The sequence below is a fragment of the Thermanaeromonas sp. C210 genome (assembly GCF_013167955.1).
In the GTDB taxonomy this organism is placed as follows: Bacteria; Bacillota; DSM-521; order Neomoorellales; family Neomoorellaceae; genus UBA12545.
In genome coordinates, this window is sequence record NZ_BLWF01000003.1 from 353269 (window position 1) to 379807 (window position 26539).

Consider the following 26539-nt stretch of genomic DNA (forward strand, 5'->3'; position numbering starts at 1 on the left):
GTAAAGTTTCAGCAGGTAGCGGCAGGGGTAACGTATGGGCGGCTTGAAATCCAACTTTCCTGGATACTCAAAGCTCATGGTGAAAAACAGTGTCTAGAAAGCCGGAAGTAGGATCCTAGTAAGTGCGATACGGGAGGAATTTCCAGTAAATCATCAGCACTTTGGCCAGGTAAATCCAACAATATTCAGCTCAATCCAGGACATCCCTGTCCTTAAACCAGCGCAGGCTGGCCAAAGACAGTGCCGAGAAAATCAGCAATCCCGCCGCGAAGGGGAAATATGTCTTTTCAAAGAAATCTCCTCCCAAGGCCGCCATGATGGGGTATGTCCAGGGGTAGAAAACCCAGTATCTGGTATTGGCCACCAACAGCGAGGGGAGGGTAAACCCGATACCGGTACCCAGGGGTATACCCATCTGGGAAATGTTTATGCTCAAAAGAAAAGTGATTATCATTAGGGGCAGCGAGGCTATATACGCCATAAGGGGCCTTCCCAGTATGAGGTCATAGGGTATGCTGCCGGGAGCGTCTATATTACTTTTCCCGCCACCAGCAGGCTTTGCCGGGCTCGCTTTCGGCCAGGATCCGGCCCTTATGGGCTTCTACTATTCTCTTTGCAATGGCCATGCCCAGCCCGCTGCCCCGGGGATTTTCTCCGGTGCCGGTGCCCCTATAGTATCTCTCGAATAGATTTTCCAGCTCTTCGGGCGGGATGCCCCGGCCGTTGTCCTTTATTTCCAGCACCACGACACCGGCCTCCTTTTATAGCGATACCCGTATAATCGTTTCGGGAGGGTTATGCACCAGGCCATTGTAGATGATATTTCCCACCGCCCTGGAACAGGAGCTTGTCTACACAAAGCTCGATATATTTTTGCTCGCACTGAAAGTCAACCTTTCGCCCCTCAAACTCCGGATGGTTTAAAATATCTATGATTATTTCGGCCACTTCATCCACCAGGTTTACCCTTTCCAGCTTGAGGGGGACCATGTCGTTTTTTAGCCTGTAGGTGAGCCTCAGGTCTTCAGCAGCTGTTCTATATAGTCGGCTTTTTCCTTTGTCACCTTCAAGTACCGGGTCTTTTCTTCGGAAGTTTTACGGTAGGAATCCTCCAGCAGGATTTCCGCGTATCCCTTTATGGAGGTGAGGGGGGTCTTCAAGTCGTGGGATATGTTTTCGATCCACTCTTCCCGTAGGCGGTCCAGTTTTCTTTTTTGAAGTTCGCCTTCCTGCAGCTCCCGGGAAAGGGCGTTCAGCTGGCCGTACACTTCTTTGTACAGGCCCTTTTCCGGGTAAAGTTTTCCGTATTCCCCCTCAGAGAGGGTTTTGATGCCGTCCATGATTTTAAAAAGGGGAGCGGCCAGCTTCCTGCCGAAAAGGTAACTGATGAGGATGGTGACGAGAGCCGTGCTCAAAAACGCCGAAATCATCACCCATTTCCAGGAGCTAAACAGCCTGGAGACATTTAGATAGAACACGAACCTCGACACGTATTTGTAGGGAAAACCTATGACGTAACTCCACTCCCGCCCGCCGACATTTGAAACACTTATAAAAATATTGTAATCTCCTATAACTCCTGAGTATTTGTACGCGTGGACTATATCCACGGGAGTATAGTGGGAAGGGGCTTGCGGAGGTTTGAAGCGGCTGTTTTCTAGAGGTAGCTGGTCTCCCTGGGATACCCACCCTTTGCAATACCTGTTTGACCCTCTCAAAGTACTGTGAACGAAACTCTGGCCTATCTACAACCTGATAATTCTTTTTTCTTGACAACCTCCTGGGAAAACGGTATAGTATATCACAGGCTTGCAACAAAAGAATAAAGGCGCTGCAACTCTTATCGAGAGTGGTGGAGGGACTGGCCCGATGAAACCCGGCAACCTGCTCCTGAAGGTCAGGGGTAAAGGTGCCAATTCCTGCAGGGCGTTTTGCTCTGAGAGATAAGAGGGGTAATAAAAAGCCTCTTCTTATCGGAGAGGCTTTTTTCATACCTAAATTAAATCCCAGTAAGGAGAGGGGAAAAATAAATGAAGCAGGAAACTTATCGCTTTGCTACCCTGGCGGTACACGCCGGCCAAAAGCCCGATCCTGTTACCGGTGCCCGCGCCGTACCCATCTATCAAACGACTTCTTACGTTTTCCGAAATGCCGATCATGCTGCTGCCCTTTTTGCCTTGCAAGAAGACGGACACATTTATACCCGCATAGGCAACCCCACTACAGAGGTTTTTGAGCAAAGGATGGCTGCCCTGGAAGGGGGGGTTGGGGCTCTGGCCACGGCTTCCGGCCAAGCGGCCATAACCCTGGCCGTCCTTAACATTGCTTCCTCGGGGCAAGAGATCGTCTCTTCCAGCAGCCTTTATGGCGGCACTTATAACCTTTTTAATGTTACGTTTGTCCGACTGGGGATCAAGGTCCGCTTTGTTGACGGTAGCGACCCGGAAAATTTTCGGCGGGCTATTAACGACCGGACCCGGGCTGTGTATGTAGAAACTATCGGTAATCCTAAACTGGACGTGCCGGACCTGGAGGCTGTGGCAGCCGTAGCCCACGAGGCGGGGATCCCTTTAATCGTGGATAACACCTTTGCCACCCCTTATCTGTGCCGGCCCTTTGAGCATGGAGCCGATATAGTGGTGCATTCGGCCACCAAGTTCATAGGCGGCCACGGGACCAGCATCGGAGGCATTATCGTTGACTCAGGTAAGTTCAATTGGCGGAACGGGAAGTTCCCCGAACTGGTCGATCCCGATCCCAGTTATCATGGAGTAAGCTACGTGGACACCTTTGGCCCGGCAGCCTATATTGTTAAGGCGCGTACCCAGCTCTTGCGGGATTTCGGGCCCACTTTAAGCCCCTTTAATGCCTTTCTTTTCCTCCAAGGCTTGGAGACCCTGCCCCTGAGAATGGAACGGCACAGCAAGAATGCCCTGCAAATAGCACGCTGGTTGCAGGAGCACCCCAAGGTGGCGTGGGTTAGTTATCCCGGTCTACCCGGGCACCCCAGCTTCGCCCAGGCCCAAAAGTATCTACCCCGGGGAGCCGGGGCCATCATCACCTTTGGCATCCGGGGCGGGAAGGAAGCTGGACGGCGGTTCATCGATAACTTAAAGCTCTTTTCCTTGCTGGCCAACGTAGGAGATGCCAAGTCCCTGGTCATTCACCCGGCCAGTACCACCCACCAGCAGCTTACGGTAGAAGAGCAACTGGCCAGCGGAGTAACAGAAGACCTGGTCCGTTTGTCCATTGGCCTGGAGGACCCGGAAGACCTCATGGCCGACCTGGATCAGGCCTTGTCCCGGGCCGTGGTGTAACTCTACCTCAACCGAAAAAGGTGAAGGAAAAGTGCCGGATGTTGGGCTGGTGAAGACACAATATTACACCTTTGCCGCCCCCCCTCAGGAACTGGTCCTGGAGTGCGGAAAGAAGCTGGGGCCCATCACTGTGGCTTATGAAACCTACGGTCGGCTTAACTCCGCGGGGGATAACGCCATCTTGGTCCTCCACGCCCTTACCGGAAGCGCCCATGTAGCAGGCTGGCACCGGATAGGTGAGAGGAAACCCGGGTGGTGGGATCCCATGGTGGGCCCTGGCCGCCCCCTGGATACGGATCGCTTCTTCGTTGTTTGTTCTAACGTATTGGGGGGCTGCTACGGAACCACCGGGCCAGCTTCCCTTAATCCGGCTACGGGGAAACCCTACGGTTTGGATTTTCCCCTGGTCACCATCCGGGATATGGTCAGGGTCCAGAAGGCCTTGCTGGACCATTTGGGGGTAAAGCACCTGGTCACCGCCGTAGGCGGCTCCATGGGGGGAATGCAGGCCCTGGAATGGGGAGTCCTTTATCCCGACTTTATGTCTTCGGTCATCGTGATTGCGGCACCGGGTCGTACTTCGGCCATGAACATAGCCTTTAACGCTGTGCAACGGGAGGCCATTTATAACGACCCGGCCTGGCGGGGGGGCGACTACTACGGCACTCCCGGACCGGAGAGGGGCCTGGCCCTGGCCCGCATGATCGGGACCATTACTTATAAAAGCGACGAGTCCTGGTCTTTTAAGTTTGCCCGGGCCATGAACGGCAGGCCAGGCGACCTCTTTTGCCTCGACGGCAGGTTTGAGGTAGAGAACTATCTCCACTACCAGGGCCGCAAGCTGGTAGAACGATTCGACGCTAACTGTTATCTTTACTTAACCAAGGCCATGGATCTCCACGACGTGGGCAGGGGCTTTAACTCCTATGAGGAAGCCCTGGCGCGCATCAAATGCCCGTGTTTGGCCATCGGCATCTCCAGTGATATCCTCTTTCCGACCTATCAGGTAAAGGAGATTGCCGAGATCATTAATCAAGGGGGCGGACGGGCTTTTTACTGGGAATTGAATTCGCCGTATGGCCATGATGCCTTTCTTATCGAGTTTGCCAAGCTGGGGGCCATGCTTAGAGAGTTTTTGGCCCAAATCGATAAGCGTCCCCAGGAGAAGGTTTAAGGGGAGATTGGGGACGCAGGCGGGCCGAGGCTGTGGACGGGGCCGCGGCCGGCAATGGAAGACGGGACGTCCGATTTGCCGGGAATTCTGCCTTGAGCTTTTAAGCCTGGCGCTAGTTGGCCCGGGAGGGTTTCCGGGGCGGCTATAATTCAAGCAGGCCTGGAGGCGAGACTGGGATGCGCCAGGGCGCTAGGGTATTGCCCCTTTAGCGCCGATAGTGCTACAATAAAGCAGATGCAAGTCTGCGGGGAGGAGCCTGAGTGAGGAGAACGGTAAATATCGGCCTACTGGGTTTAGGTACCGTGGGCGGAGGAGTGGTTAAGCTTCTGGAACAGAACGGCCGGGCCATAGCGCAGAAGCTGGGCCGGCCTTTAGAAATAAGAAGGATCCTGGTCAGGGACTTAAACCGTTCCCGGGCGGTGAAGGTCCCGCCCGAACTGCTAACCGCCCGGGCGGAGACAATTCTAGAGGATCCCGACATCCACATCATAGTGGAAGTGATGGGCGGTCTGGAACCTGCCAGGGAGTATATCCTTAAGGCCCTCCGGCAGGGGAAGAGCGTGGTAACCGCCAATAAGGATCTCCTGGCCCTTTACGGCAAGGAACTCTTTGCGGCTGCCGATGCGGGAGGAGCCGATCTTTTCTTTGAAGCCAGTGTCGGCGGCGGCATTCCTATTGTGCACTCTTTGAAGGAATGCCTGGCAGGGAACAGAATTAGCCGGGTTATGGGTATTGTTAACGGTACTACTAACTACATCCTCACCAAGATGAGCCGGGAGGAACGGGAATTTGCCGAAGTTTTGGCCGAAGCCCAGCGTTTGGGTTATGCCGAAGCGGACCCCCGGTCCGATATCGAGGGTGACGATGCGGCCCGCAAGATGGCCATCCTGGCCTCCATCGCGTTCGGCACGCGTGTTACCTACCCGGAAGTTTATCATGAAGGGATAGCCAACCTCCATCCCCAGGATATCAAGTATGCTGCCGATCTAGGATATGCCATCAAACTTCTAGGTATTGCCTGGGATGACGGGGAAGCGGTGGAAGTCAGGGTACACCCGGCTCTGGTGCCTTTAACCCATCCCCTGGCCTCGGTCGGCGGAGCTTTTAATGCCATTTTTGTGGAAGGTGACGCAGTAGGGGAAGCCATGTTTTACGGCCAAGGAGCGGGTGAGATGCCCACGGCCAGCGCCGTGGTAGGGGACATTATGGAAGCCGCCCGTAACCTTATCCACGGCACCAGGGGCCGCATCTCCTGCACTTGTTTTACCCAGAAGCCCATCAAGCCTATAGAAGACATCGTAACCCGCTATTACCTCAGGATGATAGTAAAAGACCGGCCTGGGGTCCTGGCGGCCATCGCGGGCGTCTTTGGCGAGCGACAGGTTAGCCTGGCCTCCGTCATTCAAGTAGGAATGGTGGGGGAACAAGCGGAGTTGGTCTTTATCACCCACCTGGTCCGGGAACGAAATCTAAGGGAGGCGCTGGAGATTCTGGAAGGCCTTCCGGTAGTGAATCAAATTGCCTGCGTTATTCGTGTAGAAGGGGGAACGGCCCATTGAGGTGGCCCGGTGTCATCGCCGCATATAAAGAATTCCTGCCCGTGAATGAGAAGACTCCTTTTATTACCCTTTTGGAAGGAAACACCCCCCTCATTCCGGCCCCCAATCTTTCCCGGGACCTGGGCATAAAGCTGTACTTTAAATACGAAGGACTTAATCCAACGGGATCGTTTAAAGACCGGGGCATGGTAATGGCGGTGGCCAAGGCCGTGGAGAGCGGTTCGCGGGCCATCATGTGTGCTTCCACCGGCAATACTTCTGCCTCCGCCGCCGCCTACGCTGCCCGGTGCGGGCTGAAATGCAGCGTGCTGATACCCGAGGGGAACATCGCCTTAGGAAAGCTGGCCCAGGCTCTGTTTTACGGTGCCCAGGTTATAGCCGTTCAAGGGAATTTTGACGCTGCCCTGAACCTTGTACGTAAAATCACAGCCGAACATCCTATCACCCTGGTGAATTCCCTGAATCCCTACCGCCTCGAAGGCCAAAAAACTGCAGCTTTTGAAGTTTGCGATGCCTTAGGGGAAGCCCCCGACTACCTGGCCATCCCCGTAGGCAATGCTGGCAATATAACCGCCTACTGGCGGGGATTTAAGGAATACCGGGCCGCCGGGAAAACGGAGAGGCTGCCGCGGATGATCGGTTTTCAGGCCGAGGGAGCTGCTCCCATCGTAAGGGGGGAGGTAGTACCCAATCCCGAGACGGTGGCCACCGCCATCCGTATTGGAAACCCTGCCAGCTGGAAGCCCGCAGTAGAGGCGGCCAGGGAATCGGGCGGGTTTATTGATTGCGTGAGCGATGAGGAGATCCTGTCGGCCCAGCGCCTTTTGGCAACGGTGGAGGGGATTTTTGCGGAGCCGGCTTCGGCCGCCTCCCTGGCAGGGGTGCTTAAATACAGGCAGAAAGGCCTCTTCAGGCCCGGGGACCGCGTAGTTTGCGTCCTTACCGGCCATGGGCTTAAGGACCCCAATATCGCCATCCAGCAGGTGGCAGAGCCCCTTTCGCTACCGGCCGACGAGCAGGCTGTACTGGATGTTGTTTTGTAGGAAGGCGGGAAAAAGGTTATGCCCCGAGTGCGGGTGCCGGCTACGACGGCCAACCTGGGCCCTGGTTTTGATGCCTTAGGGCTGGCCCTAAATCTATATGATTATATTTCGGTAGAAGAAGCGCCTGGATTGGAGATAACAGTCCGGGGAGAGGGTGAGGGAAGCATCCCGCGGGGACCGGAAAATATCGCCTACCGGGCAGTACGGGCGGTTTATGCGCGGGTAGGACGGGAGGCTCCGGGTTTCCGCATTACATTTGACAACAGCATCCCGGTGGCCCGCGGGCTGGGTTCCAGCGCCGCGGCGGTAGTGGGCGGCCTGGTAGGAGCCAATGCCCTGTTGGGTTGTCCCCTTGGGGAGGAAGAACTCGTCTCCCTGGCCGCCGAGCTGGAAGGCCATCCCGACAATGTTGTGCCCGCCCTGGTCGGGGGTTTGGTGGTAGCGGCCCTAAACGGGAGACAAGTGTACTATCAGAGGCTAGAGCCGCCCGAGGGTCTTTGTTTGCAGGTGGCCGTACCGCACTTCAGCCTCTCCACCAGGGTTTCCCGCGGTGTACTGCCATCAATGGTTTCCGTCGAGGATGCAGTCTTCAATCTCAGCCGCACAGCCCTTCTAATTGCAGCCGCCCAGGTGGGGAACCTGGAATTGATGGGCAAGGCCATGGAAGACCGCCTGCACCAGCCCTATCGGCTCCCTCTGGTACCGGGAATGGCACGTGTTTTTGCCGCGGCCATGGAAGCAGGCGCCTTGGCGGTAACCCTGAGCGGTTCCGGGCCTACGGTCATCGCCTACTGTCGCGGTAGCTGTCCCCGGGTGGGGGAGGCCATGAAAAAGGCCTTTCAAAAACACGGGGTGGATTGCCAGATTAAAGAACTGCAACCTTGCCGCGAAGGAGCTACCCTGTGTTAAAGAAAAGTCTAAAAAGATATAGGAAGAAGTTAGAGTGGGAGAGGATTAATCCATGGCACTTATCGTGCAAAAATACGGCGGTACGTCGGTGGATGGGCCAGAAAGAGTAAAGAACGTGGCCAGGAGGGTAGTGGAAACCAAACGGGCCGGCAACCAGGTAGTCGTAGTGGTCTCTGCCCCGGGAGACACCACCGATAAGCTCATTGCCATGGCCAAGGAAATTACCTCCAATCCGCCGGCCCGCGAGCTGGATATGCTTATGGCCACGGGAGAACAAATGTCCATTGCCCTCTTGGCCATGGCCATCCAGGAGCTGGGTGAACCTGTAATCTCTCTCACCGGAGCGCAGGTCGGCATTCTTACCGACGGCGTCCATACCAAAGCGCGGATCCTGGAGGTGAGCTGTGATCGCCTGAGGAGGGAACTCGACGCGGGCAGGATCGTAATCGTGGCGGGTTTTCAGGGCGTCACCTGTGACAACGAGATCACCACCCTGGGCCGGGGAGGTTCCGACACTACAGCAGTGGCCGTAGCGGCAGCCTTGAAGGCCGAAGTATGTCAGATCTACACCGACGTAGACGGGGTTTATACCGCTGACCCGCGAATTGTTCCCGGCGCCCGCAAGCTGGCGACCATATCCTACGATGAAATGTTAGAGCTGGCCAGTTTGGGAGCCCAGGTCTTGCAGCCGCGTTCGGTAGAATTTGCCAAATTACACGGGGTGGTGCTGGAAGTCCGGTCCAGCTTTAATTACCATGAAGGTACCCTGGTAAAAGAGGTGAACGATATGGAGAGGCAAATGGTGGTGACCGGGGTCGCCGGTGACCGGAATGTGGCCAGGATAGCAATCTACGACGTACCCGACCGTCCCGGGATTGCTAAAGTTCTTTTTGAAGCCCTGGCCCGGGAGAGCATTAACGTAGATATGATCGTCCAGAGCGCCATGCGGGACGGCGTTAACGACATCGCCTTTACCGTAGCAAGGGATGATTTGGCCAAGGCCCTGGAAGTCACCCAAAAGGCAAAGGAAGAGATCGGGGCCACCTCCGTGGCCTATGATGATAAGGTGGCCAAGGTATCCATTGTAGGCGCCGGCATGATTACCAACCCGGGTGTGGCCGCGGGCATGTTCGCCTGCCTGGCGGAAGAAGGCATCAATATCCATATGATCAGTACTTCCGAGATTAAAGTATCCTGTATTATCGACGAAGAACATCTCGCCAGGGCCATGCGAGCTTTGCATAAATGGTTCGGACTGGACTAAACCCGAAGGTAATTGCCGGTGAACCTAAATATTAACAAGCCCGGGGTCCATTCAGTTACCCCGGGTTTGGACTTTTTCGGAAGGGGTTTGGCTCGAGCTAAATTCTGAGACCTGGTTGCGGATGCGAATACTGCGCTTGAATTCTATCAGTATATCCAATATCTCGTGCAAGAAGGGGCTACCAAAGGTAGACATTAAACCCACAGCGATCATGTTAAGCAACAGATACAGGCCGGGGTAGGATGTTTTTATACCGGCAAAGGCGGCGCCCAATCCTAAGAGGCCAAAGACGTCCACGGCTGCTATACCTGCCAGAAGAGCGGAAACGATGGCATTGGCTAGCAAGACCCTTAGTTGCCGCCTTTTTTCCAGCACGGGGTCGTCTAGTTTCTGCCCCAGCCACGGCCATCGCCCCTTGAGCTGTTCTACTATTCCCTGGGCAGCAGCAAAGATGGCCCCCAGGATCCCCAGGAGTTGGCTCAGATCATCCATGGCCGTTCACCCCTGACTTTAATAATATGCTTTATAATCAGGATATTAATGCGGCCGGGGCCTTGCTACTTCGGGGAGGTTCCGGTATAATAGAACCAGCCACAACTTACCTACTAGGGGACGAGTTAAGCTGCCTGACGGCAGCGAGGGGAAGTCAGTGAGATTCTGACGCGGTCCCGCCACTGTGACAGGGAGCGAGCCCACAAACTAAAGACTAAAGAGCCACTGGGCCTTGGCCTGGGAAGGCGTGGGCAAGCGAGGAACTGGAGCCAGGAGACCCGCTCGTTCCCGTATGGTACCATATCCCTACGGCGGATAGGGGGTGGTGCGGGTTAGCTACCTTCCGTGATCATGTAGGGCGGAAGGTTTTAATTTTATTTGGGAGGAAAGCCCTCAAAACTTAAACGGGGTGCCTAGTTGGCAGGTAAGGAGGGCTCGCCTAAGAATCCCCTTGTGAAGGGATTTTTGAGGCCGGCCTTTTAAGCCGGGGCGGTGGAAACTCGCCGACAGGGTTCGCGAGAGGAATTTTAAGGATTATCCGGCAAGGGATGTCCATGGAATTTTATCAAAGGAGGAAGAGTATGTACCGGCGCACCTCTTTAATAGGGATATTAGGAACATACCTTATGTTAATTTCTTTAATCCTGCCGCGCCCGGCCTATGCCATGCACATTATGGAAGGCTTTTTGCCCCTGGGGTGGGCAGGCTTCTGGTTCCTGGCAGTAATTCCCTTCTGGGTGGCAGGCTTGCTCGCCGTAAAGGCTAAAGTGCAGGGGAACCCCTCCTTAAAGCTATTGCTGGGCCTGGCCGGCGCTTTCGCCTTTGTGCTTTCGGCGTTAAAACTCCCTTCAGTGACGGGAAGCTGCTCGCATCCCACGGGAGTAGGGCTGGGCGCTATACTCTTTGGGCCCTTAGTAATGAGCCTTTTAGGAGCCATTGTGCTGCTATTTCAGGCTCTGCTATTAGCCCACGGGGGTCTTACCACCCTGGGAGCCAATACTTTTTCCATGGCGGTGGTTGGCCCCCTGGTATCTTACGGTACTTACAAGCTATTGCAGAAAGTGAAAGCTCCCCTGTGGCTGGCCACCTTCCTGGCTGCCGCCCTGGGCGACCTGTTAACGTATGTTACTACGGCCTTCCAGTTAGCCCTGGCTTTCCCGGCTCAGCAAGGAGGAATTAGTGCTTCCTTTATAAAGTTCATGGGTATTTTTGCCCTGACCCAGATACCCTTGACCGTCATTGAGGGATTGTTGACGGTTGTGGTGTTTAACTTCCTGGTCGCCTATAGCAGGCAAGAATTGAAAGATTTGGCCGTGCTCAGCTAAGAGAGGGGGAAAAGCAGGTGAATATAACCCACAAGAATGTTATCCTCCTCTTACTTGCTTTGGCGCTAATATTAACCCCCTTTATTGTTCAACAAGGAGCCGACTTCGCCGGAGCCGACGGGAAGGCCCAAGAAATTATCGGGGAGGTCCAGCCCGGATATCAGCCCTGGTTTTCCTCTTTATGGGAACCCCCCAGCGGCGAGGTAGAGAGTTTCCTGTTTGCAGTGCAGGCGGCGCTGGGCAGTGGGTTTGTTTGTTACTACCTGGGCTACCTGAAGGGCAAGGCTGTAAGTGAGAAAAGACAGGGGTAGAACCAGGGGCGTAGGTTATTCCCGGGGGCGGGACCCTTACCGAGACCCGGCAAGGAAGCGACCGGAGTATGCTTAGTATAGAGCGATACGCCTACAGCAATAAATGGCGGAAGGTCCACCCGGGAGAAAAAGTGGCCCTAGCCGTAGGCACCTTGGTCCTGGCTTTGAACGCCGGGTGCCTGTGGACCTCTCTAGCCATCTTGGCTTTAACGGCCTGGCTCTTGGTCGCCGTAGCCGGCGTCCCCCTCCGCTTCTACCTCCGCTTGCTGGTGATACCCCTTGCTTTCTTAGCGGCCGGCGTTATAGCCTTAGTAATTACCGTGACGTGGGAAGGATCTCGGGAGATGCTCTACAGCGTGAGCATCGGAAGTTTAACGGTAGGAATAGCCGGGCAGGATGTGGTCAGGGCGGGGAGGCTCTTATTACGCGTCCTCTCCGGCGTTTCCTGTCTCTACTTCCTGGCCCTTACTACACCGGTAACAGAAATTATGCGGGTGTTCCGCCGGGTGGGGATACCGTCCCTTTTCCTGGAACTGATGGCCCTGGTCTATCGCTTTACTTTTGTGTTATGGGAGACAGCTGCAAGTATGTATGTGTCCCAAGCTTCCCGGCTGGGATACAGCTCGTGGTGCAGATCCTTATCGTCACTAGGCCAATTGGTCGCCAACCTGTTTCTAAAAAGCTTTCAGAGGTCACAAATGCTGAATGCCGCCCTCCTTGCGCGGGGATTCGACGGTGAGTTTAGGGTGCTGGAGCCCGCCTACTGCTTCTCCAAGCGCCGTATACTCCTTATTGTTCTCTGGTTGGTGTTCCTGGTAGTCCTGGACCGGTACGGCGGAGGTGAAGGATTTGGAGGCTATTTTGGCCGCCCGTGACCTTGAGTTTACCTACCCCGATGGAACCGCCGCTTTGCGGGGCCTTTCTCTAGAGATAGAACGGGGGAGTAAAGTGGCCGTTTTGGGCCCTAATGGGGCGGGCAAGTCGACCCTTTTCTTGCATTTTAACGGTATTTTTCGGCCCCGGCGGGGGAAGATATTCTGGCAAGGGCAGGAAGTCCACTATGACCGCTCCTCATTGGCCGGTTTGCGCCAGAAGGTGGGGATCGTTTTTCAAGACCCGGACTCCCAGCTTTTTGCGGCCAGCGTATTCCAGGAGGTCTCCTTTGGCCCCTTAAATGTGGGTCTGCCGTCGGACGAAGTAAAGAGGCGGGTAGAAGAGGCGATGGCTGCCACCGGCATAACGGACCTGGCGGATAAGCCCACCCATTTCCTGAGCTATGGACAAAAAAAGAGGGTTTGTATCGCAGCCGTCCTGGCCATGGAACCGGAGGTGATAATCTTAGACGAGCCCACGGCTTCCCTCGATCCTTACCTTAGCAGTCAGGTTATCGGTCTGATGGATGAAATTAATCGAGCGGGGAAGACGGTGGTCCTTTCCACCCATGATGTAGACCTGGCTTACTCCTGGGCCGACCGGATTTTTGTCCTGAAATCGGGGCAATTGCTGGCCGGAGGGCGGCCGGAAGAGGTATTTCTCCAGTCTCAAATGATCCAGGAAGCCGGGTTGACTTTACCGTGGATACTGGAGGTGTACCTGGAGCTCCAAAAGAGAGGTTGGTCCCTAGGGCCTAGGCCACCCCGCTGTAAAGAAGCCCTTTGGGCCTGCCTTCCCTCGGCCTCCCAAGCCCCCGGGCCGATGCTCAAACTAGCCAAGGGGTAGTGCTATAATATATAAAACGGAGGTGTTAAGGTGGGCCGCGAGGTTACTCTTTTCACTTTTCCTTCAACTTATTATGCCTTGAGTGCGGAGAGGGCTTTGAAGGAAGCGGGGTTACAGGGCCAGCTAATACCCATGCCCCGAGAGCTCAGCTCTTTATGCGGTCTGGCCCTCGAGGTCGAAACTGCGGAAGAAGAAAAGGTCCTGCCTGTGCTGCGTTCTTCTGTAAAGATAGAAAAAAAGGTAAGGGCCATCAAGTCAAGGGGTTTGGTAGAAAAAATTGTGGAAGTGCAGGAACTGTGCCCTCCCCCAGAGTAAATCAGAAATACCGCAGGATGTTATAGACGTTGTCCCTCTGAGCCGGCCGGAAGCCGGCATTTTTAATCACCCGGATAATTTCCCCTTGGGAGCAGCGGTGATGAGCTCCCGCAGCCCTGACTACGTTTTCTTCCAGCATGGTGGACCCGAAGTCATTGGCGCCGAAGGATAAGGCTATCTGAGCCACCTTGGGTCCCTGAGTCACCCAGGAAACTTGGATATTGGGCACATTGTCCAGGTAGACGCGGCTTACGGCTAGGGTACGGAGGTAGTCCAGGGCCGTAGGCGCTGTACCTCCCAGGGCGGTATTTCCGGGCTGGTAAGTCCAGGGAATAAAGGCGGTGAAGCCCCCGGTTTTATCCTGCAAAGAGCGAATGGCTTCCAGGTGGGCTATACGGTCGGCTAGGGTATCCCGGCTCCCGAACATCATGGTAGCCGTAGTCTTAAGGCCTAACCGGTGGGCTGTAGCCATGACCTCCAGCCACCTCTCCGTCCTGGTCTTGCGGGGGCTTATTACCTGGCGTACACGGTCAACCAAAATCTCCGCTCCGCCGCCCGGCAGGGAGTCCAGACCGCTGGCTATGAGGCGGCGCAGAACTTCCTCAATGCTCAAGCCGCTCTTCTGGGCCAGGTAATCTATCTCCACTGGAGAAAGGGAATGGAGCTTTATAGGATAACGTTCTTTAATGCTCTTAAACAGGTCTTCAAAATAAGAAAGGGATAGCTCCGGATGCAGACCGCCTTGCATTAGGATTTGCGTCCCGCCTACAGCTATTGTTTCTTCAATCTTGGCAAAAATTTCTTCCTTGCTTAAGAAATAGCCTTCCGGGTGTCCCGGCGGGCGGTAGAAGGCACAGAAGCGACAGCCGCAAGTGCATATGTTGGTGTAATTGATATTTCTATCGATCACAAAGGTCACTATATTCTCCGGGTGAAGGCGCTTGCGGACGGTATCGGCAAGGTGACCCAGGAGCAAGAGATCGGCCGAACGTAAGAGTTCCAGCCCTTCCTGGGGTGTCAACCGTTCGCCCGCCTGGACTTTAGCCGTTATCCTTTTCATCTTCTGCCCTCCACAATTTGACGTTAACGGGAGCAGGAAGCAATCCCTGTTGGTAGGTATATTGATAAAAAGTATGCAGCCCTTCCAGGTGTTTCGGTGTCAAATCGTACTGGAGGTGGTGGAAATAGTCTATAAGGTCTGGAAGGGGCAATCCGGTAAGGGAAGAAGCCTGGGAAGCCAGCAAGGCCAGATGCTGCCTCCCCCATTCCTTAGCGGCCATTAAGCCCTGCCATATTTCTTTTAAAAGGCCGGGAGAACTTCGGGCGAATTCTTCTTGCACCACCACCAGGGCGAATACCATATGTTGGCCGGTAAACCGCTGCCACTCCCGGCCCAAGTCGTATATGTATAACCCCTGTTGGCGGTTGACTTGCAACAGGGCCTCATCGCCGATAACGAGGGTGGCTTCCGGGTCCGACCACCAGGGAGAAGTGCCCGGTGGCCGGGTAAAAAACTTTACTTGAAGGTTATAAAATCTTTCCACCAGGATGGACAATAAAGCCACACTGGTGGCCGAATAGGGCGTAAGGGAAACCCGTTTGCCTGCTAGTTCCGGCAAGGGCACTTTGCTCAGCAGAGCCACACTTTTTACCGGCCCCCAGGAAGAAATGGACAGGTCGGGGAGTACCAGGAATTTGTCGCATTGCTCGGCATAAGCAAAGGACGACACGGCACTGATTTCTATATGGCCCTCGGTCAAAGCCCGGTTTAACTCGCTGGGATGGCCGTAAACTATCTGCGCCGGAATCTTTACCAGACCTTCTTCCAGTGCATAGAAAATAGGCAGGCAATTAATGTAACTGATCCTGCCTATGCGTGGACGGCTCATCCGGTTCCACTCCTGGGATTAATTTTAGGGGTAGCGGCGTACTATGTTATAAAGGGTGTCCCGCTCCACCGGAACCCTTCCTGCTTCCCGTATCAGACGCAAGAACTCCTCCGCCGGTTGATATTGGGGAGTCTCAGCTCCGGCGTCGTGGGCGATGCGCTCTTCCCTCACCGTACCATCGAGGTCATCGACTCCAAAGTTCAGGGCAATTTGGGCCATCTTGGGGGTAAGCATTATCCAGAAGGCCTTTATGTGGTCGAAGTTGTCCAAAAGCAACCTGGCTATGGCCAGGGTTTTTAAATCGTCATAACCGGTGGTCGGAGGGAGTTCGGACAATCCGGTGTTGGACGGGTGAAAGGGTAGGGGAATAAAGGCGAGAAAGCCTCCCGTTTCGTCCTGGAGGCGGCGGAGGGCCAGCAAGTGGTCTATCCGGTCGGCCAGGCTTTCAATATGCCCGTAAAGCATGGTGGCGTTAGAGCGGATTCCCAAACTGTGGGCTACGGCGTGAACTTCCAGCCACTGCTCGCCGCTTATCTTGCGGGGGCAGATTCTCTGACGTATCTCCGGATTAAAGATCTCCGCTCCACCACCGGGCAAAGATCCTAAACCTGCTTCCCTCAGGCGCACTAAAACTTCCTTAAGGCTCAAACCGGATATTTCGCTCAGAAAAGCTATTTCTACTGCATCAAAGGCCTGCAGATGGGCCTGGGGAAGTATTTCTTTTATTATTCTCAGCATGTTTTCGTAATAGCTAAAGGGAATTTCCGGATTAAGCCCACCTACAATGTGAATTTCCGTGGGATTATATTTTTTAAATTGCCGGGCTTTCTCGGCTATTTCTTCCAGGCTTAAGGTGTAAGCGCCCTCCGCGTCGGGGGTTCTACCAAAGGCACAGAAGCGGCAGAGGTTGCGGCAGACGTTGGTGTAGTTAATGTGGGCGTTGTTGATGAAATACACTTCGTCGCCCACCTTCCGGCGGCGGGCGTAGTCGGCCAGATAGCCTATGGCTAAAAGATCGTTGGTTTCCATTAGCCGCAGACCGTCTTCCCGATTTAACCTCTCCCCCTGGAACACCTTCTCAGCAATATCACCTAAAGGACCTTTAAGGATGGCTTCCTCCAGCATGCCTTTCCCCTCTTTACTGAGAGTTGTCCCCCCGGCGGCGGGCACGGCCGATATTTTCCGGCCGTAGCAGGGTGTCCTTGCGCAGTTCCCGGCATCCGCAGGAAGAATCCAGATGGATTTCCATCAACGCCTGCAAGATCAGGCGGGCGAAGGGTTCGGCCCCTTCAAAGAAAATGTCCTTTAAAACTTTGTGTTCCCAGGGTTTGACCGTACCCTCGGCATAATTGACCACCAGATAAATACCCGCAAAACAGGCGCCTATCTCCCGGGCAAGGTACACTTCGGGACATAATGTCTGACCCACAATATCGGCTCCCCACTGCCGGAAGACTTTAATCTCCGCCTCGCTTTCAAAATGGCGGCCTTCGGTAACCAGATATGTCCCGCGGCTGAAAACCCGGTTCAGGGGCTGGGCCCCGGCTACCCTGACCAGGGTTTCATGCAGGGAAGGGCATATGGGCCGCCGCATTATGCACAAATAGTCCTCGCCCAGGGCCACATCTCGCCGCTGGGAAAAATCTATATAATCAGTAGGGACGACGATATCCAGGGGATCTAAGAGCGGATTGATGCTTCCCACTCCACCTTCGGCCACGACTTTTCTGACCCCGGCCTGGCGCAAAACCCAGAATAGGCGGCGAGAAGCCTCTCCCCAGGAAACTCCCGGTAACCGGCCGTGCATTTTGACCGTTAGCACCAGCCGCGGAGGAGTTGTGGGTAGGGAGAAGAGCTTCAAGGCGGGGCTTGGCCCCCACGGGGTGGCGTAAACTAATCCGTCCTCTAATACTTCCACGCCCGGCCAAGCCAGGTCTTCGGGGAGACGGAGGGAAAAAGTACCTGAACCTCCAATTAAGGCTATGGGCACCTGCGGTATCTCCGTCGGCTGCGTACAGCTCATATGACCTCTCCTCTTTAGTAGTTACTGTACCCCTTTTATTGTCGCGGCGTCAAGAGGTCCTGTCAATGGCTTTGGTCGCTGAGTTATCCCCGGTTTTTAAGAGCGTGATTTAGCTCGTAAGCGAACGACTTGAGCCAAACGGAACACAGATCTTTTGGGGAATTAAGGCTGGGGGCGGGGTCGAGGCCGGAGAGGCCTGCAACCGGCCCCTGAAACGCGGAAATCCAATGAGCCGGGAACCCCGCCGGCATAGCAAAATTGAGAACCAGTATCGGCCCGCGAGGCTATTGGTGCGAGGGGAAACTAAATCACCCATGGCTAAAAAGTGGGGATAGCTCAGCCCTGCACGGTCTCGCTTCCCGGCTTCCTTCCCTCCGGCAACCGTAGGGGTTACGCCGGCCGTAAAAGGGCTTTAAAAGGGAGGTGTGGCCGGAAGCTGCCTCTTATGCCGGCTTCGGGCTATAAGCTCGTCAATGCGCTTGGCAGCCGCCGGGGGAGCTTCGCCGGTGAGGAGGTAGCGGTCCAGCACGGCATAGGTTAGCCCCATTTCGCCTTCATCGGTTTGACCCTCCCATAAACCGGCAGAAGGGGGCTTGTTAATAATTGTTTCCGGAATGTTAAGATGGCGGGCCAACTCCCGTACTTGGGCCTTTACCAGATTGGCAAGGGGCAAAATATCAACCCCGCCGTCGCCGTATTTGGTAAAGTAGCCTACGGTAACCTCACTTTTGTTGCCCGTACCGACCACCAGGTAGTTCAATTGATTGGCCCAGTAGTAGAGGGCAGTCATGCGCAAGCGGGGCTTAATATTGGCCAGGGCAAGGGAGCGCTCGCCGGGAACATAGGGGCTGCCCCTTAAGGCTTCTACCAAAGCGTTATAAACTCCATCCAAGACTACCGTCTTAGTGGGGAGGGCCAAGCTTCGGGCCACCAGTTCGGCATCGGCAGCATCCCGGGGATTGCTATGGCAGGGCATGATCAAGCCCAGGCTATTTTCCGGGAAGGCCTGTTTACAGAGGGCGGCTACGACTGCGGAATCGAGGCCCCCGCTTAGCCCCAGTACTACACCTTGACAGCCGCTTTCATGCACTTTCTCCTGGATCCAGGAAACCAACCTGCCGGCTAATTCTTCCACACCCATCACCCTATCGCACAAAAATAAGAAAAGGCCGGCGTCCCTAAAAGTGTCAAAGAGTACCGCGGCCTCGTTGCCTGTTCTTATTATACCGCTCCGCCGCCCCAAGTCAAGGTTTGGGTGGCTCCCACACCATCCGTAGAGCCGGTGGTTTGATTTTAGGAAATACGGGCCCGCGCAGCAATTACCGGAATAAATCCTCGCGGCCGCCCGGTTTGGCGGTTCGGGGCTTAAAACAGGGATTCTAGGGCCAAGGGCCGTATTTACGTGCACAAAATACTTTGACGACATACCAGGACTTTTTAGGGACGGCGTCGAATACTTGTCTTACTGCTTTAAGCAGAGTTCGAAGCGCCGGCCCTTGTTGTTTCTTTAGAGGACGCCGGAGGGTTGAAGAGGTATTTAATCGAGGTGAAGAAAATGGCGTTAAAGCTAAGGGGAGAAAGCAGCCAGTATCGTTTACCGCCCACGGTAGAGGTTGTGAGGGGTAATATTATCAAATATGGCAATCCCCTCGGTCTTTCTGGTAAAGAAATTGCCGGTTGGGCCAGCGACTTAAACCTGCCCCGAGAAGGGGAAGTGCTTTTATACACCGGCGGGGAATATCAATTGGTTCCCTATATCGACGGCCTGGTCGACATGCTCACCAAGGTGGACCAAGGCAGTGTGGGTTTCTCCCTGATGATGGGTTTCCGCAACCTAGTGGACAGGGTGGGGGTTAACCCGGAAAAGATCGTTGCCGGTGTGCTTTCAGGACAGAGGGAGCGCTACCGGAACGTGAGCCGACAAGCCGCGGCGGTCCTGCAAAGGATGGGTCTACAAATATGTTACCTGGGCGAAGAAGAGCTTTACAGCGGCGCCTTGCTCTATGAGTATGGCTTCATGGATGACTTACGCCGCCACGCCCGCAAGCTGGCCGGGTTAATTAAAGGGACCGGGGCCAGGACCATCATCTGCTTGTCACCCCATTCGGCCGAAGTTTTTAAGCTCATTTATCCCCGCATAATCGAGGATTTCCATTACGAGGTAAAAACCTTCACCGAAGCCCTTTGGGATTTGTGTAACAGCGCCCCCGGGCGGCTGGTCGCGTCCTTTAATGGAAGGGTCACGGTACACGATTCCTGCCGGATGGCCAGGGAACTGGGTATCACAGAAGAGATCAGGGAAATTTTTAAGAGGATAAAGGGAGTTTCCTTGATAGAGCCGGAGTTCAACCGGCGATGGACCACCTGTTGCGGCGGGCCGGGTAAGGTGCTGTTTCCCGAACTGGCCGGAAAGATAGCTGCGCGCCGGCTCGATGAACTTATGAGTACCGAAGCCGATGTAGTGGTCACCTTCTGCCCTTATTGCCTGGCTGCCCTAGACAAAGCCCGGCGGGAGGGACAAAGAAGCATAGAGATTCAGGATATCATCGAGTTTATGTACAGGGGGATGGCCGAGTGAGGAGTCTTGCACGCGCCTTTCAAAAGTATACGACGGAGCTTAATAGGGCTTCCAACGATCCCAATATCCAGCTGGCCCTGGCCAGGGCCGTCAAATCTTACCGGGAGAACACGGCAGCCGCCCTCAAACGTTTTCCCCATACTGTCGGGCTGGCAGAGGAAGTACGCGCCATCAAGCAATCGGCCGTTGAACGCATGGATGACCTGGTGGCCCGGGCCAGGGAAGCTATTGAGGCCAACCATGGACGTGCCTATCTGGCCAGGTCGGCCGAAGAAGCTTTAAACTTGGTGGCTGACATCATTGGTACGGGCAAGATAGTAGTAAAGGGCAAGAGTATTTTGGGGGAAGAACTGGAAATAAGGGAGTACCTCCTCGAAAAAGGCAACGAGGTCTGGGAAACAGATCTAGGGGAGTTTTTGTTGCAGTTGCGCCATGAAAGGCCTATGCATATTGTTTCTCCTTCAATCCATGTGCCGCGGGAGCAGGTTGCGGAGGTGTTCACCGAGTTCTTCGGCCGGGAAATCCCCCCGGATATTGCTGCCGAAGTGGGGGCCGTTAGGGAATTTATGAGGGAAAAGTATTTTAAGGCCCATTTCGGCCTTAGCGGTGCCAACGTGGTGGCCGCCGACTGCGGGGCCCTGGTCATTATCGAAAATGAAGGCAACGCCCGTTTATGCACTGCCGTGCCCCCGGTGCATATAGCCCTGGTGGGTATCGAAAAAGTGGTGCCCACTTTTCAGGATGCCATGAAGGTGGCGGAAGTCACCTGGCGTTATGCTAACTACCCCGTTCCCGGTTACGTAAATATAATCAGCGGGCCCAGCAAGACGGGAGATATCGAAAAAGTAACTACTTATGGTGCTCACGGGCCCAGGGAGCTGCACGTTATTTTTGTGGATAACGGTCGGAGTGAAATGGCCGCCGATCCCTTGTTTAAACATGGACTGTACTGCTTAAGGTGCGGGGGTTGTATGTACGAATGCCCGGTATTCCAACTCACCGCCGGGTATTTCGGTTATCGTTATCTGGGGGGAATAGGGGCTATATGGACGGCTTTTGTGGCCGGAGGTCTGGAGAACGCGGCGCCCCTGATTTACACTTGTCTCCGCTGCGGCCGTTGCGTGGAACGTTGCCCGGTAAGCATTGACGTCCCTTCAATGATCGCCGAATTGCGCCGGCGGATAGCCGCCCTTGCTTACTAGGAGGGCTAAGGAAGGTGGTCGGAATTGGCGAAGTGTTTGACGGGGGACCAGTACGCGGTTTGCTGGGTAAAGCCCGCGGAACTTCCGGCAGGAGCTCCTGGAGGGGAATCCGCGACTGGTTCACCAGGGCTGCCCCGGTCGCGGCCGAACAAACATAACCAACCGTCAAGCTCCTAACCTTTCAAGGCGAGCCGGCCCTTGTGGGTAGCTGGGGTTTATGCCGGGGTTTCTCTAAGCCTTTAGTACCCCGGCTTTTTCGTGACCGCCAGGTAAATAGCTGAAATAAGGGAGGAAGCAAAAAAGAGAATCGTTAGGAGGACTCCAAAAATACTGCGCACGGCAACGCCATCCATTTATCTTTCTACCTCCGTTTCAACCTGTATCTGCGGAGTCAGTTTATGGACTTCTCCTACTGAAGTGGTCACTGCAAAGAAGGACATAACGAAAAGCAGAAACACAATTACCGGTATGAGGGTGGCTATAATCTTGTCTCTGAGCCTCCAGGCGGGCGAAATCCAGGCCAGGATAATCCCCACGGGCCAGAACAAGACGGTCAGCGCAAGGATCAGCCAGGTGGGAGGGTACGAACCCTGCGGCCTGGCCTCAAGGCCGGCCTTGGCCAGATAGTCTTGGGCGATTTCCTGGGGATCGCTGGAGTTCGCCCGGCCTGGTGCCTTTGTATATTTCGACCCTCCCTATTACCCCTTATCCGAGACGGCCAATTTTACGGGCTACACTCCGGACGCTTTCGGGCCGGAGGACCAGAAGAGACTGGCGGCCGTATTTAGAGAACTAGATAGAAGTGGCTGTTTGGTAATGCTCAGCAATTCAGATACACCCTTCATACGTGAGCTCTATTCGGCATGCGATATCCGGGTGGTCTGCGCCAGGCGGGCCATAAACTGCAGGCCCGACCGGAGGGGGCCGGTAACGGAATTAGTTATTAGAAATTATGAGTGACCTCTGCTGGTGTTGGTCCCGGGAAAAGATCCTCTTTTTGGGGGATGTCGTCATGCCCGGAAATAGACAAGATCGCCCCCGCATAGGGTACGGGTGAAAACAGTATGACTGCCAGGCTAGCGATTCCTAAATTCTTGGCTTGCCGGAGTTCGTGCACGAAACTCCTCTCCTTGGGACCCAGACCGTCCTCTTCATTGTGCGTCCGTGTGGGCGTTAACTAGAAGGGGTTCGTGTACCTTGCGACGGCGCGTCCGGCACAGTGACCGGCATGGTCAAAAAGGCAATGACCGTGAAAATGGCACCGATAATTATGATGACTGCGCCGAGGCCGAAGATTATGCTGAGCACCGCCCCCCAGAACAGGGCATGCCCGGCCCAGGTAAACCACTTGTGCTGCAGGCGCGCACCCGCTCCTTTCAGGGAGCAGGACTGGAAGTAGGCGGCTATGACCCTTGTCGGGCTTTATACTATGTGGCTATTAGTTTCAAACGCTTCTAAGATCACCGGCCTATCTTTCAAGATGGCCCGGCTGCCGGGAAAAAAAGTCCCCAACATGTAAATATGGTATATATTGTTATGATTTTAAGGGAACTTTTTTGAGCCGGAGGCGTCTATCAATTTTAGAGGAAAACTTAAAACCATGATTAGTGGAGGAGCTGATAACGATCGATGCGGTCCAAAATCCTGTTAATAGTGCTTATCGCTATTTTATCCCTGGCGTTAATCAGTTGCAGTTGCGCGGAGAAGGAAGAGGGTGCAGGTAACCCTCCGGAATCGAATACGAACTCCGGGCAGGTAGATTCGGCAAGCAAAAACCCGTTACCATCGGATACCCTGGGTGAGGCTCCAACTGGAGGTCCGGACACCCCGGTACAAAGCCCGGCATCCGGACAGGGAGACAAATCCGCTGCCAGGACCAGTATAGCAGGTATTCATTTGGGTGATACCCGGGAAGACGTGCTAAGGCTTCTCGGAAATAAATACCAGGAAACCCTTAATGAAGAACCGGCCTATTACGGCGAAGGGCAGTATATATGGAAGTATGATGCGGGAATAGATATTGTGATAGGCAGGGATTCCTCAAAAGTACTGGACATAATGGTTTATAGCCCGGACTTTAAAACTGACCTGGGGGCAAAGGTGGGAGATACCGCCGGAGATGTCCTGGCAAAATACCGGGCCAAATACAAAGAACCCGAGAGCCGTCATGGAGAAGGCACGCTGGAAGGTTGGTTTGAAGTGGAAGATGGAGGTTATTTAATCTTCGATTTCAACAAAAACGACGGCAGTCTCGTAAATGGAACAATAAAGGACGAGGACAGGGTGGAAATGATAAGGCTCATCCATTCTTTTTATCTAGATTAGCGGCTTAATTGGCATTTTCCCATCCTGTTTTAGTTTAATGTTTATCTGCCGCCGGAGGTGGCGGAGCGGTACCATTTCAGCCCTACCACTACCGGCGAGGATGGAGCAGGCGCTTCGCTACCCTTACCATAATCATATGGTTTAGACGTGCCATCCCTTGGCTGACGTGCCGGATACCAGGAGATGGGGCCGGCTGCCATATGTCCATGCAATGAGCTGGCAGGCAATCGTGGCTACAAATCGTCTTGAGCGCCAGCCACCCCCTGTAAACCCGCCGACTATTGATCCGCTTTTAGAGCAATCAATAGCATGACCCTAGACGAAAAGAACGGTCAGCTAGTTTTAGTCGGGTACATCCCTATTACAGTCACACCGGCACTCCTTCCGTACTTAAAAAAAGGCCACCCCCTGCCATATTCTGGGGAGGAGCAAGTTCGGGTGAGCTAAGCTCCCTATGTTGTTAGCTGCCGGTTCACGCCGCGTTGAACTCGGCCGCATATTTCAAGATACGGGCCAGTATTTCTTCCCGCTTGGCATTGATGGCGTCGAAATTCATGGCCGGGATGTAGAAGCTCTCCATGTAGTCGTGGGTAAGTTTGGCCTGGCGGATGTAGGCCACTGCCCGGTCCAGGCAGGCCTGATAGCGGAATTTGGCGCTTAACATTTCGTGGGTATATATAGCGAGTTTCTTTTTATCAATGTACCCGTTTAGATTTATAGACATAGCTATGAGGTGGCCGAAGGGAGAGGGATCGAAGGTATGGGGTGGTTCTACATTCATGACCGCCACTTTAATTTCCGGGATTATAATGAGATCGTAGTTATCGGGGTTAAAGGGACAGTGGTATATTTCCGTAAATAGGCATTTGCTGAGGGCGGTGTTAGCGATCCGCTCGAGTATCCTGGTAACTCCCGAGCCCGGTTCTCCGGATACAGTATAAATGCGGTCAACCTCGTGGAGCAAAGTCTCTACATTGCCGGTTACAATTCCTTCCGGGGTGATGGCAGTGGCAAAGAGGTGGCGGGCCTTGGGAGGTCGATCGTACCGGGCTGCGACCCCGTCAAATACGGCTTCTAAGAGCCGGGCTTCGGCGCGGTTGACTAACGCCTGATTAGTGCATTCCGCCACATAATCTTCCCATTCATCACGGATCACCTTGGCCTCCTTTAGGGCACTATAGGCTATACGAAAGAGACGTTTTACCCGGGCATTGGCTTCCAGGATCTCCTCTTTGTGCTGCCGCATTTGTTCCTCGTCCCAGAAGTCACCAAGGTGAACAATCTCATCCACAGCCCCGGGATTCTTAGGATCGACGATGTGCAGCGTCGTGTCTACCGTAGAAACCATTGCCCGCAGCAGCAGTTTCGAGAATGGCTACGTTTTCGGGTATAGTGTCGGGAATTTTGGCTTTGATGTCAATGCGCTTCCCGGTAACAGTAATCTCTTCAATCAAGAGATTAACCAGGCGCTTTTTCTCTTCAAGAGAAAGAGTGTCGAGAGCATCTCCGACCTGGGCAGCAAGCTCTTCTAACCGTTCCAATTCCTGCGCCGCCAGGTCGTGCCGGGAAAGTTCCCTTAAAATCCGCTCCCGGCGGCGCGACAGGTACTCCCAGCGCTCCTTTATTCCCCTGAGCCGCTGTTCCATTTCAACTTCCGGTATCAAATCTTTTTGGAACATGGTCGCTACCCGTGACCGTTCTTTGGAGACTTGAACCAATTCTTTTTCGGTGGTGGCAAGCTCGATTTCCAAAGCTTTGGCAGTCTCGTCAGGGAAAACGGCATGCAGCTCTGCGCGAAGCCTTTCCGGATTTGTCAGCCAACCTGAGACTCTTTCCCAAACGATTTCTTCTAATTCCGGAGCATTAAGATATTGGGATTTACAGCGTTCCCGACCCGGTATGCCTGGCGATTTCGCAGTGCAGACGTAATAAGCCCTCTTCTTTCCTTTTGACGTAACAAGATTCCCGTGTATAGTCGCGCCGCATTTTCCGCAGCGCATAAGGCCCGAAAGAAGATAAGGGTAAGCGCTGTAGCTGCGCCAGCGCCTTCGAGAGTTCTCAAAACGCTTTTGGGCTGCCTCCCAGGTCTCTTTATCAACAATGGCGGGGACAGAAATAGGGACCCACTCTTCGCGGGGCCTTTCTTTTCGGCTTACCCTTTCTTCAGGCGGCTTATATTTATTGAACTTGACGTCCTTAGTATCATAGCGGCGGATATACAGGATGCCCGCATAAGCGCTATTGGCTAAAATACGTTTGACCGTTTGTTTGGCCCATTGTTTGCCTTTGGGACTAGGGATGCCCATGGCATTCAATCGCCGCGCTATTTCATAAGGACTGGCGTCTTCTTCAGAAGTGAACCATTGATACATAAGTCTTATAATTTTAGCCTCTTCTTCGATAATATGGAGGGTATCTGTTTCTTTATCAAATTCATAGCCGTACAGTCCAGGACTGTGAGTAAGTTTTCCCGCTTTTGCCTTGGCTCTTTTGCCAATCAAGGAGCGGAGCCTGGTCCTGGCGCGTTCGTATTCGTCAACGGCGCTAAGTACAGTTAAGTGAAAACGGTCTTCAGGGGTGTCGGTAAACTTGGAGTTGACAAAAATCAGCTCCGCTCCCGCTTTTTTAATCTCGTCAATCAATAAAAGCTGGTGTGCCACGCTGCGTGACAAACGGCTGGTATCTAAACAAATAAACCAGCGGATGCCGCCGGTTTTAAGCTTTTCCAGCGCCGCCACCAGGGCGGGGCGCTCTAAGATTGAGCCCGAGACCCCTTCGTCTACAAATTCTGTTATTTCAGTTGCGCCTAATTCCTGGGCCTTGGCCCTGCATTCCTCCCGCTGCGCCGCAATTGAATAGCCGCGTTCGGCCTGTTCCTCAGTGGACACTCGTAAATATATCAGTGCAGCGCTCACGTTCCGTGTCCCTCCTTCAGCGTAACTTTACTTTGACGTGCTTGCGAGAATTTCCTGCTCTGTTCAGGAAGGCGGAACAAAAGAAAGCGAATCGCTTTCCGGTAGGCTTGTTCACGTTCATCCTGGGAGCCGCTGCGGGTTATGATCACCTCAAATTCCCGCTTTGCCATGGCCCCCAC

Annotated in this window: 30 protein-coding genes and 2 riboswitches; of the genes, 16 read left to right on the forward strand and 14 right to left on the reverse strand. The window is 54.2% G+C overall.

Features of this window, described 5'->3' with window-relative positions; translation table 11 throughout:
* Positions 1–190: 190 nt before the first annotated feature.
* From TAMC210_RS09160 to TAMC210_RS09175, 4 genes are read right to left on the reverse strand one after another with little or no spacing between them, the layout of a single operon-like run.
* On the reverse strand, positions 191–481 hold the full coding sequence (locus TAMC210_RS09160) for a hypothetical protein (protein WP_173298503.1): 291 nt from the start codon (positions 479–481) through the stop codon (positions 191–193).
* Between the two features lie 52 nt (positions 482–533).
* Positions 534–746 (reverse strand): sensor histidine kinase, encoded by a 213-nt coding sequence (locus tag TAMC210_RS09165; RefSeq protein WP_173298504.1) that lies wholly within the window; start codon positions 744–746, stop codon positions 534–536.
* Between the two features lie 49 nt (positions 747–795).
* On the reverse strand, positions 796–990 hold the full coding sequence (locus TAMC210_RS09170) for a hypothetical protein (protein WP_173298505.1): 195 nt from the start codon (positions 988–990) through the stop codon (positions 796–798).
* Positions 991–1016: 26 nt separating this feature from the next.
* The gene (locus TAMC210_RS09175) at positions 1017–1415 is read right to left on the reverse strand and encodes a sensor histidine kinase (RefSeq protein ID WP_173298506.1); all 399 of its coding nucleotides are present in this window, start codon (positions 1413–1415) and stop codon (positions 1017–1019) included.
* 422 nt (positions 1416–1837) lie between these two features.
* Positions 1838–1950, forward strand: a riboswitch (SAM riboswitch).
* Positions 1951–2030: 80 nt separating this feature from the next.
* Here TAMC210_RS09175 and TAMC210_RS09180 point away from each other — a divergent pair.
* The 6 genes from TAMC210_RS09180 (at position 2031) to TAMC210_RS09205 (ending at position 9266) form a co-directional block, all read left to right on the forward strand.
* Positions 2031–3317 carry a homocysteine synthase gene (locus TAMC210_RS09180; RefSeq protein ID WP_173298508.1) on the forward strand — a complete coding sequence of 429 codons (1287 nt, stop codon included), beginning with the start codon at positions 2031–2033 and terminating at the stop codon, positions 3315–3317.
* Positions 3318–3348: 31 nt separating this feature from the next.
* The gene (gene metX / locus TAMC210_RS09185) at positions 3349–4491 is read left to right on the forward strand and encodes a homoserine O-acetyltransferase MetX (protein WP_173298509.1); all 1143 of its coding nucleotides are present in this window, start codon (positions 3349–3351) and stop codon (positions 4489–4491) included.
* A gap of 260 nt (positions 4492–4751) precedes the next feature.
* Positions 4752–6050 carry a homoserine dehydrogenase gene (locus TAMC210_RS09190; RefSeq protein WP_173298511.1) on the forward strand — a complete coding sequence of 433 codons (1299 nt, stop codon included), beginning with the start codon at positions 4752–4754 and terminating at the stop codon, positions 6048–6050.
* Complete coding sequence (gene thrC, locus TAMC210_RS09195) at positions 6047–7093, forward strand: threonine synthase (RefSeq protein WP_173298512.1); 1047 nt, start codon at positions 6047–6049, stop codon at positions 7091–7093. The genes TAMC210_RS09190 and thrC overlap by 4 nt, the downstream gene beginning before the upstream one ends.
* 18 nt (positions 7094–7111) lie before the next feature.
* On the forward strand, positions 7112–8002 hold the full coding sequence (thrB, locus tag TAMC210_RS09200; protein ID WP_173298513.1) for a homoserine kinase: 891 nt from the start codon (positions 7112–7114) through the stop codon (positions 8000–8002).
* 52 nt (positions 8003–8054) lie between these two features.
* Positions 8055–9266 (forward strand): aspartate kinase, encoded by a 1212-nt coding sequence (locus TAMC210_RS09205; protein ID WP_173298514.1) that lies wholly within the window; start codon positions 8055–8057, stop codon positions 9264–9266.
* A 51-nt stretch (positions 9267–9317) separates the two neighbouring features.
* On the opposite strand, the gene TAMC210_RS09210 is transcribed toward TAMC210_RS09205, so the two are convergent.
* Complete coding sequence (locus TAMC210_RS09210; RefSeq protein ID WP_173298515.1) at positions 9318–9758, reverse strand: hypothetical protein; 441 nt, start codon at positions 9756–9758, stop codon at positions 9318–9320.
* A 105-nt stretch (positions 9759–9863) separates the two neighbouring features.
* A riboswitch (cobalamin riboswitch) is annotated at positions 9864–10058 on the forward strand.
* A 326-nt stretch (positions 10059–10384) separates the two neighbouring features.
* Here TAMC210_RS09210 and TAMC210_RS09215 point away from each other — a divergent pair.
* The 5 genes from TAMC210_RS09215 (at position 10385) to TAMC210_RS09235 (ending at position 13428) form a co-directional block, all read left to right on the forward strand.
* Positions 10385–11083: an energy-coupling factor ABC transporter permease gene (locus TAMC210_RS09215; RefSeq protein ID WP_254388609.1), complete on the forward strand. Its 699-nt coding sequence runs from the start codon at positions 10385–10387 to the stop codon at positions 11081–11083.
* 17 nt (positions 11084–11100) lie between these two features.
* Entirely contained in the window at positions 11101–11394 is a 294-nt protein-coding gene (locus tag TAMC210_RS09220) for an energy-coupling factor ABC transporter substrate-binding protein (RefSeq protein WP_173298517.1), read from the forward strand.
* Between the two features lie 68 nt (positions 11395–11462).
* Positions 11463–12269, forward strand: coding sequence for a cobalt ECF transporter T component CbiQ (gene cbiQ, locus TAMC210_RS09225; protein WP_173298518.1), 807 nt, complete (start codon positions 11463–11465; stop codon positions 12267–12269).
* Positions 12235–13113 carry an ATP-binding cassette domain-containing protein gene (locus tag TAMC210_RS09230; protein ID WP_217267337.1) on the forward strand — a complete coding sequence of 293 codons (879 nt, stop codon included), beginning with the start codon at positions 12235–12237 and terminating at the stop codon, positions 13111–13113. Before cbiQ ends, TAMC210_RS09230 begins: the two co-directional genes overlap by 35 nt.
* A 30-nt stretch (positions 13114–13143) precedes the next feature.
* Positions 13144–13428, forward strand: coding sequence for a DUF3343 domain-containing protein (locus TAMC210_RS09235; RefSeq protein ID WP_173298520.1), 285 nt, complete (start codon positions 13144–13146; stop codon positions 13426–13428).
* A gap of 1 nt (position 13429) precedes the next feature.
* On the opposite strand, the gene mqnC is transcribed toward TAMC210_RS09235, so the two are convergent.
* From mqnC to nadE, 5 genes are all read right to left on the reverse strand, one after another.
* A complete protein-coding gene (mqnC, locus tag TAMC210_RS09240; RefSeq protein WP_173298521.1) occupies positions 13430–14488 on the reverse strand; it encodes a cyclic dehypoxanthinyl futalosine synthase in 1059 nt (352 codons plus the stop codon).
* Positions 14469–15317 (reverse strand): menaquinone biosynthetic enzyme MqnA/MqnD family protein, encoded by an 849-nt coding sequence (locus TAMC210_RS09245; protein ID WP_173298522.1) that lies wholly within the window; start codon positions 15315–15317, stop codon positions 14469–14471. Before TAMC210_RS09245 ends, mqnC begins: the two co-directional genes overlap by 20 nt.
* Positions 15318–15341: 24 nt before the next feature.
* Positions 15342–16442 carry an aminofutalosine synthase MqnE gene (mqnE, locus tag TAMC210_RS09250; protein WP_173298523.1) on the reverse strand — a complete coding sequence of 367 codons (1101 nt, stop codon included), beginning with the start codon at positions 16440–16442 and terminating at the stop codon, positions 15342–15344.
* A gap of 13 nt (positions 16443–16455) precedes the next feature.
* The gene (locus TAMC210_RS09255; RefSeq protein ID WP_173298524.1) at positions 16456–17340 is read right to left on the reverse strand and encodes an MTAP family purine nucleoside phosphorylase; all 885 of its coding nucleotides are present in this window, start codon (positions 17338–17340) and stop codon (positions 16456–16458) included.
* 412 nt (positions 17341–17752) lie between these two features.
* A complete protein-coding gene (nadE, locus tag TAMC210_RS09260) occupies positions 17753–18481 on the reverse strand; it encodes an NAD(+) synthase (RefSeq protein ID WP_173298525.1) in 729 nt (242 codons plus the stop codon).
* 384 nt (positions 18482–18865) lie between these two features.
* Here nadE and TAMC210_RS09265 point away from each other — a divergent pair, with 384 nt between their 5' ends.
* The 4 genes from TAMC210_RS09265 to TAMC210_RS09280 all read left to right on the forward strand — a co-directional run bounded on the left by TAMC210_RS09265 (position 18866) and on the right by TAMC210_RS09280 (position 22080).
* The gene (locus TAMC210_RS09265) at positions 18866–19918 is read left to right on the forward strand and encodes a (Fe-S)-binding protein (RefSeq protein WP_217267338.1); all 1053 of its coding nucleotides are present in this window, start codon (positions 18866–18868) and stop codon (positions 19916–19918) included.
* On the forward strand, positions 19915–21120 hold the full coding sequence (locus tag TAMC210_RS09270; protein WP_173298526.1) for an LUD domain-containing protein: 1206 nt from the start codon (positions 19915–19917) through the stop codon (positions 21118–21120). The genes TAMC210_RS09265 and TAMC210_RS09270 overlap by 4 nt, the downstream gene beginning before the upstream one ends.
* A 486-nt stretch (positions 21121–21606) precedes the next feature.
* The gene (locus TAMC210_RS09275) at positions 21607–21747 is read left to right on the forward strand and encodes a hypothetical protein (RefSeq protein WP_173298527.1); all 141 of its coding nucleotides are present in this window, start codon (positions 21607–21609) and stop codon (positions 21745–21747) included.
* A gap of 24 nt (positions 21748–21771) precedes the next feature.
* A complete protein-coding gene (locus TAMC210_RS09280) occupies positions 21772–22080 on the forward strand; it encodes a DNA adenine methylase (protein WP_173298721.1) in 309 nt (102 codons plus the stop codon).
* Between the two features lie 213 nt (positions 22081–22293).
* On the opposite strand, the gene TAMC210_RS13655 is transcribed toward TAMC210_RS09280, so the two are convergent.
* Entirely contained in the window at positions 22294–22527 is a 234-nt protein-coding gene (locus TAMC210_RS13655; RefSeq protein ID WP_173298722.1) for a DUF996 domain-containing protein, read from the reverse strand.
* 222 nt (positions 22528–22749) lie between these two features.
* On the opposite strand from TAMC210_RS13655, the gene TAMC210_RS09290 reads away from it, so the two are divergent.
* On the forward strand, positions 22750–23445 hold the full coding sequence (locus TAMC210_RS09290) for a hypothetical protein (protein ID WP_173298528.1): 696 nt from the start codon (positions 22750–22752) through the stop codon (positions 23443–23445).
* 472 nt (positions 23446–23917) lie between these two features.
* On the opposite strand, the gene TAMC210_RS09295 is transcribed toward TAMC210_RS09290, so the two are convergent.
* From TAMC210_RS09295 to TAMC210_RS09305, 3 genes are read right to left on the reverse strand one after another with little or no spacing between them, the layout of a single operon-like run.
* Positions 23918–24793, reverse strand: a complete 876-nt coding sequence (locus tag TAMC210_RS09295; RefSeq protein WP_173298529.1) for a hypothetical protein — start codon at positions 24791–24793, stop codon at positions 23918–23920.
* Positions 24750–26360 (reverse strand): recombinase family protein, encoded by a 1611-nt coding sequence (locus TAMC210_RS09300; protein ID WP_173298530.1) that lies wholly within the window; start codon positions 26358–26360, stop codon positions 24750–24752. The genes TAMC210_RS09295 and TAMC210_RS09300 overlap by 44 nt, the downstream gene beginning before the upstream one ends.
* Positions 26357–26530 carry a hypothetical protein gene (locus tag TAMC210_RS09305; RefSeq protein WP_173298531.1) on the reverse strand — a complete coding sequence of 58 codons (174 nt, stop codon included), beginning with the start codon at positions 26528–26530 and terminating at the stop codon, positions 26357–26359. The genes TAMC210_RS09300 and TAMC210_RS09305 overlap by 4 nt, the downstream gene beginning before the upstream one ends.
* Positions 26531–26539: the final 9 nt, after the last annotated feature.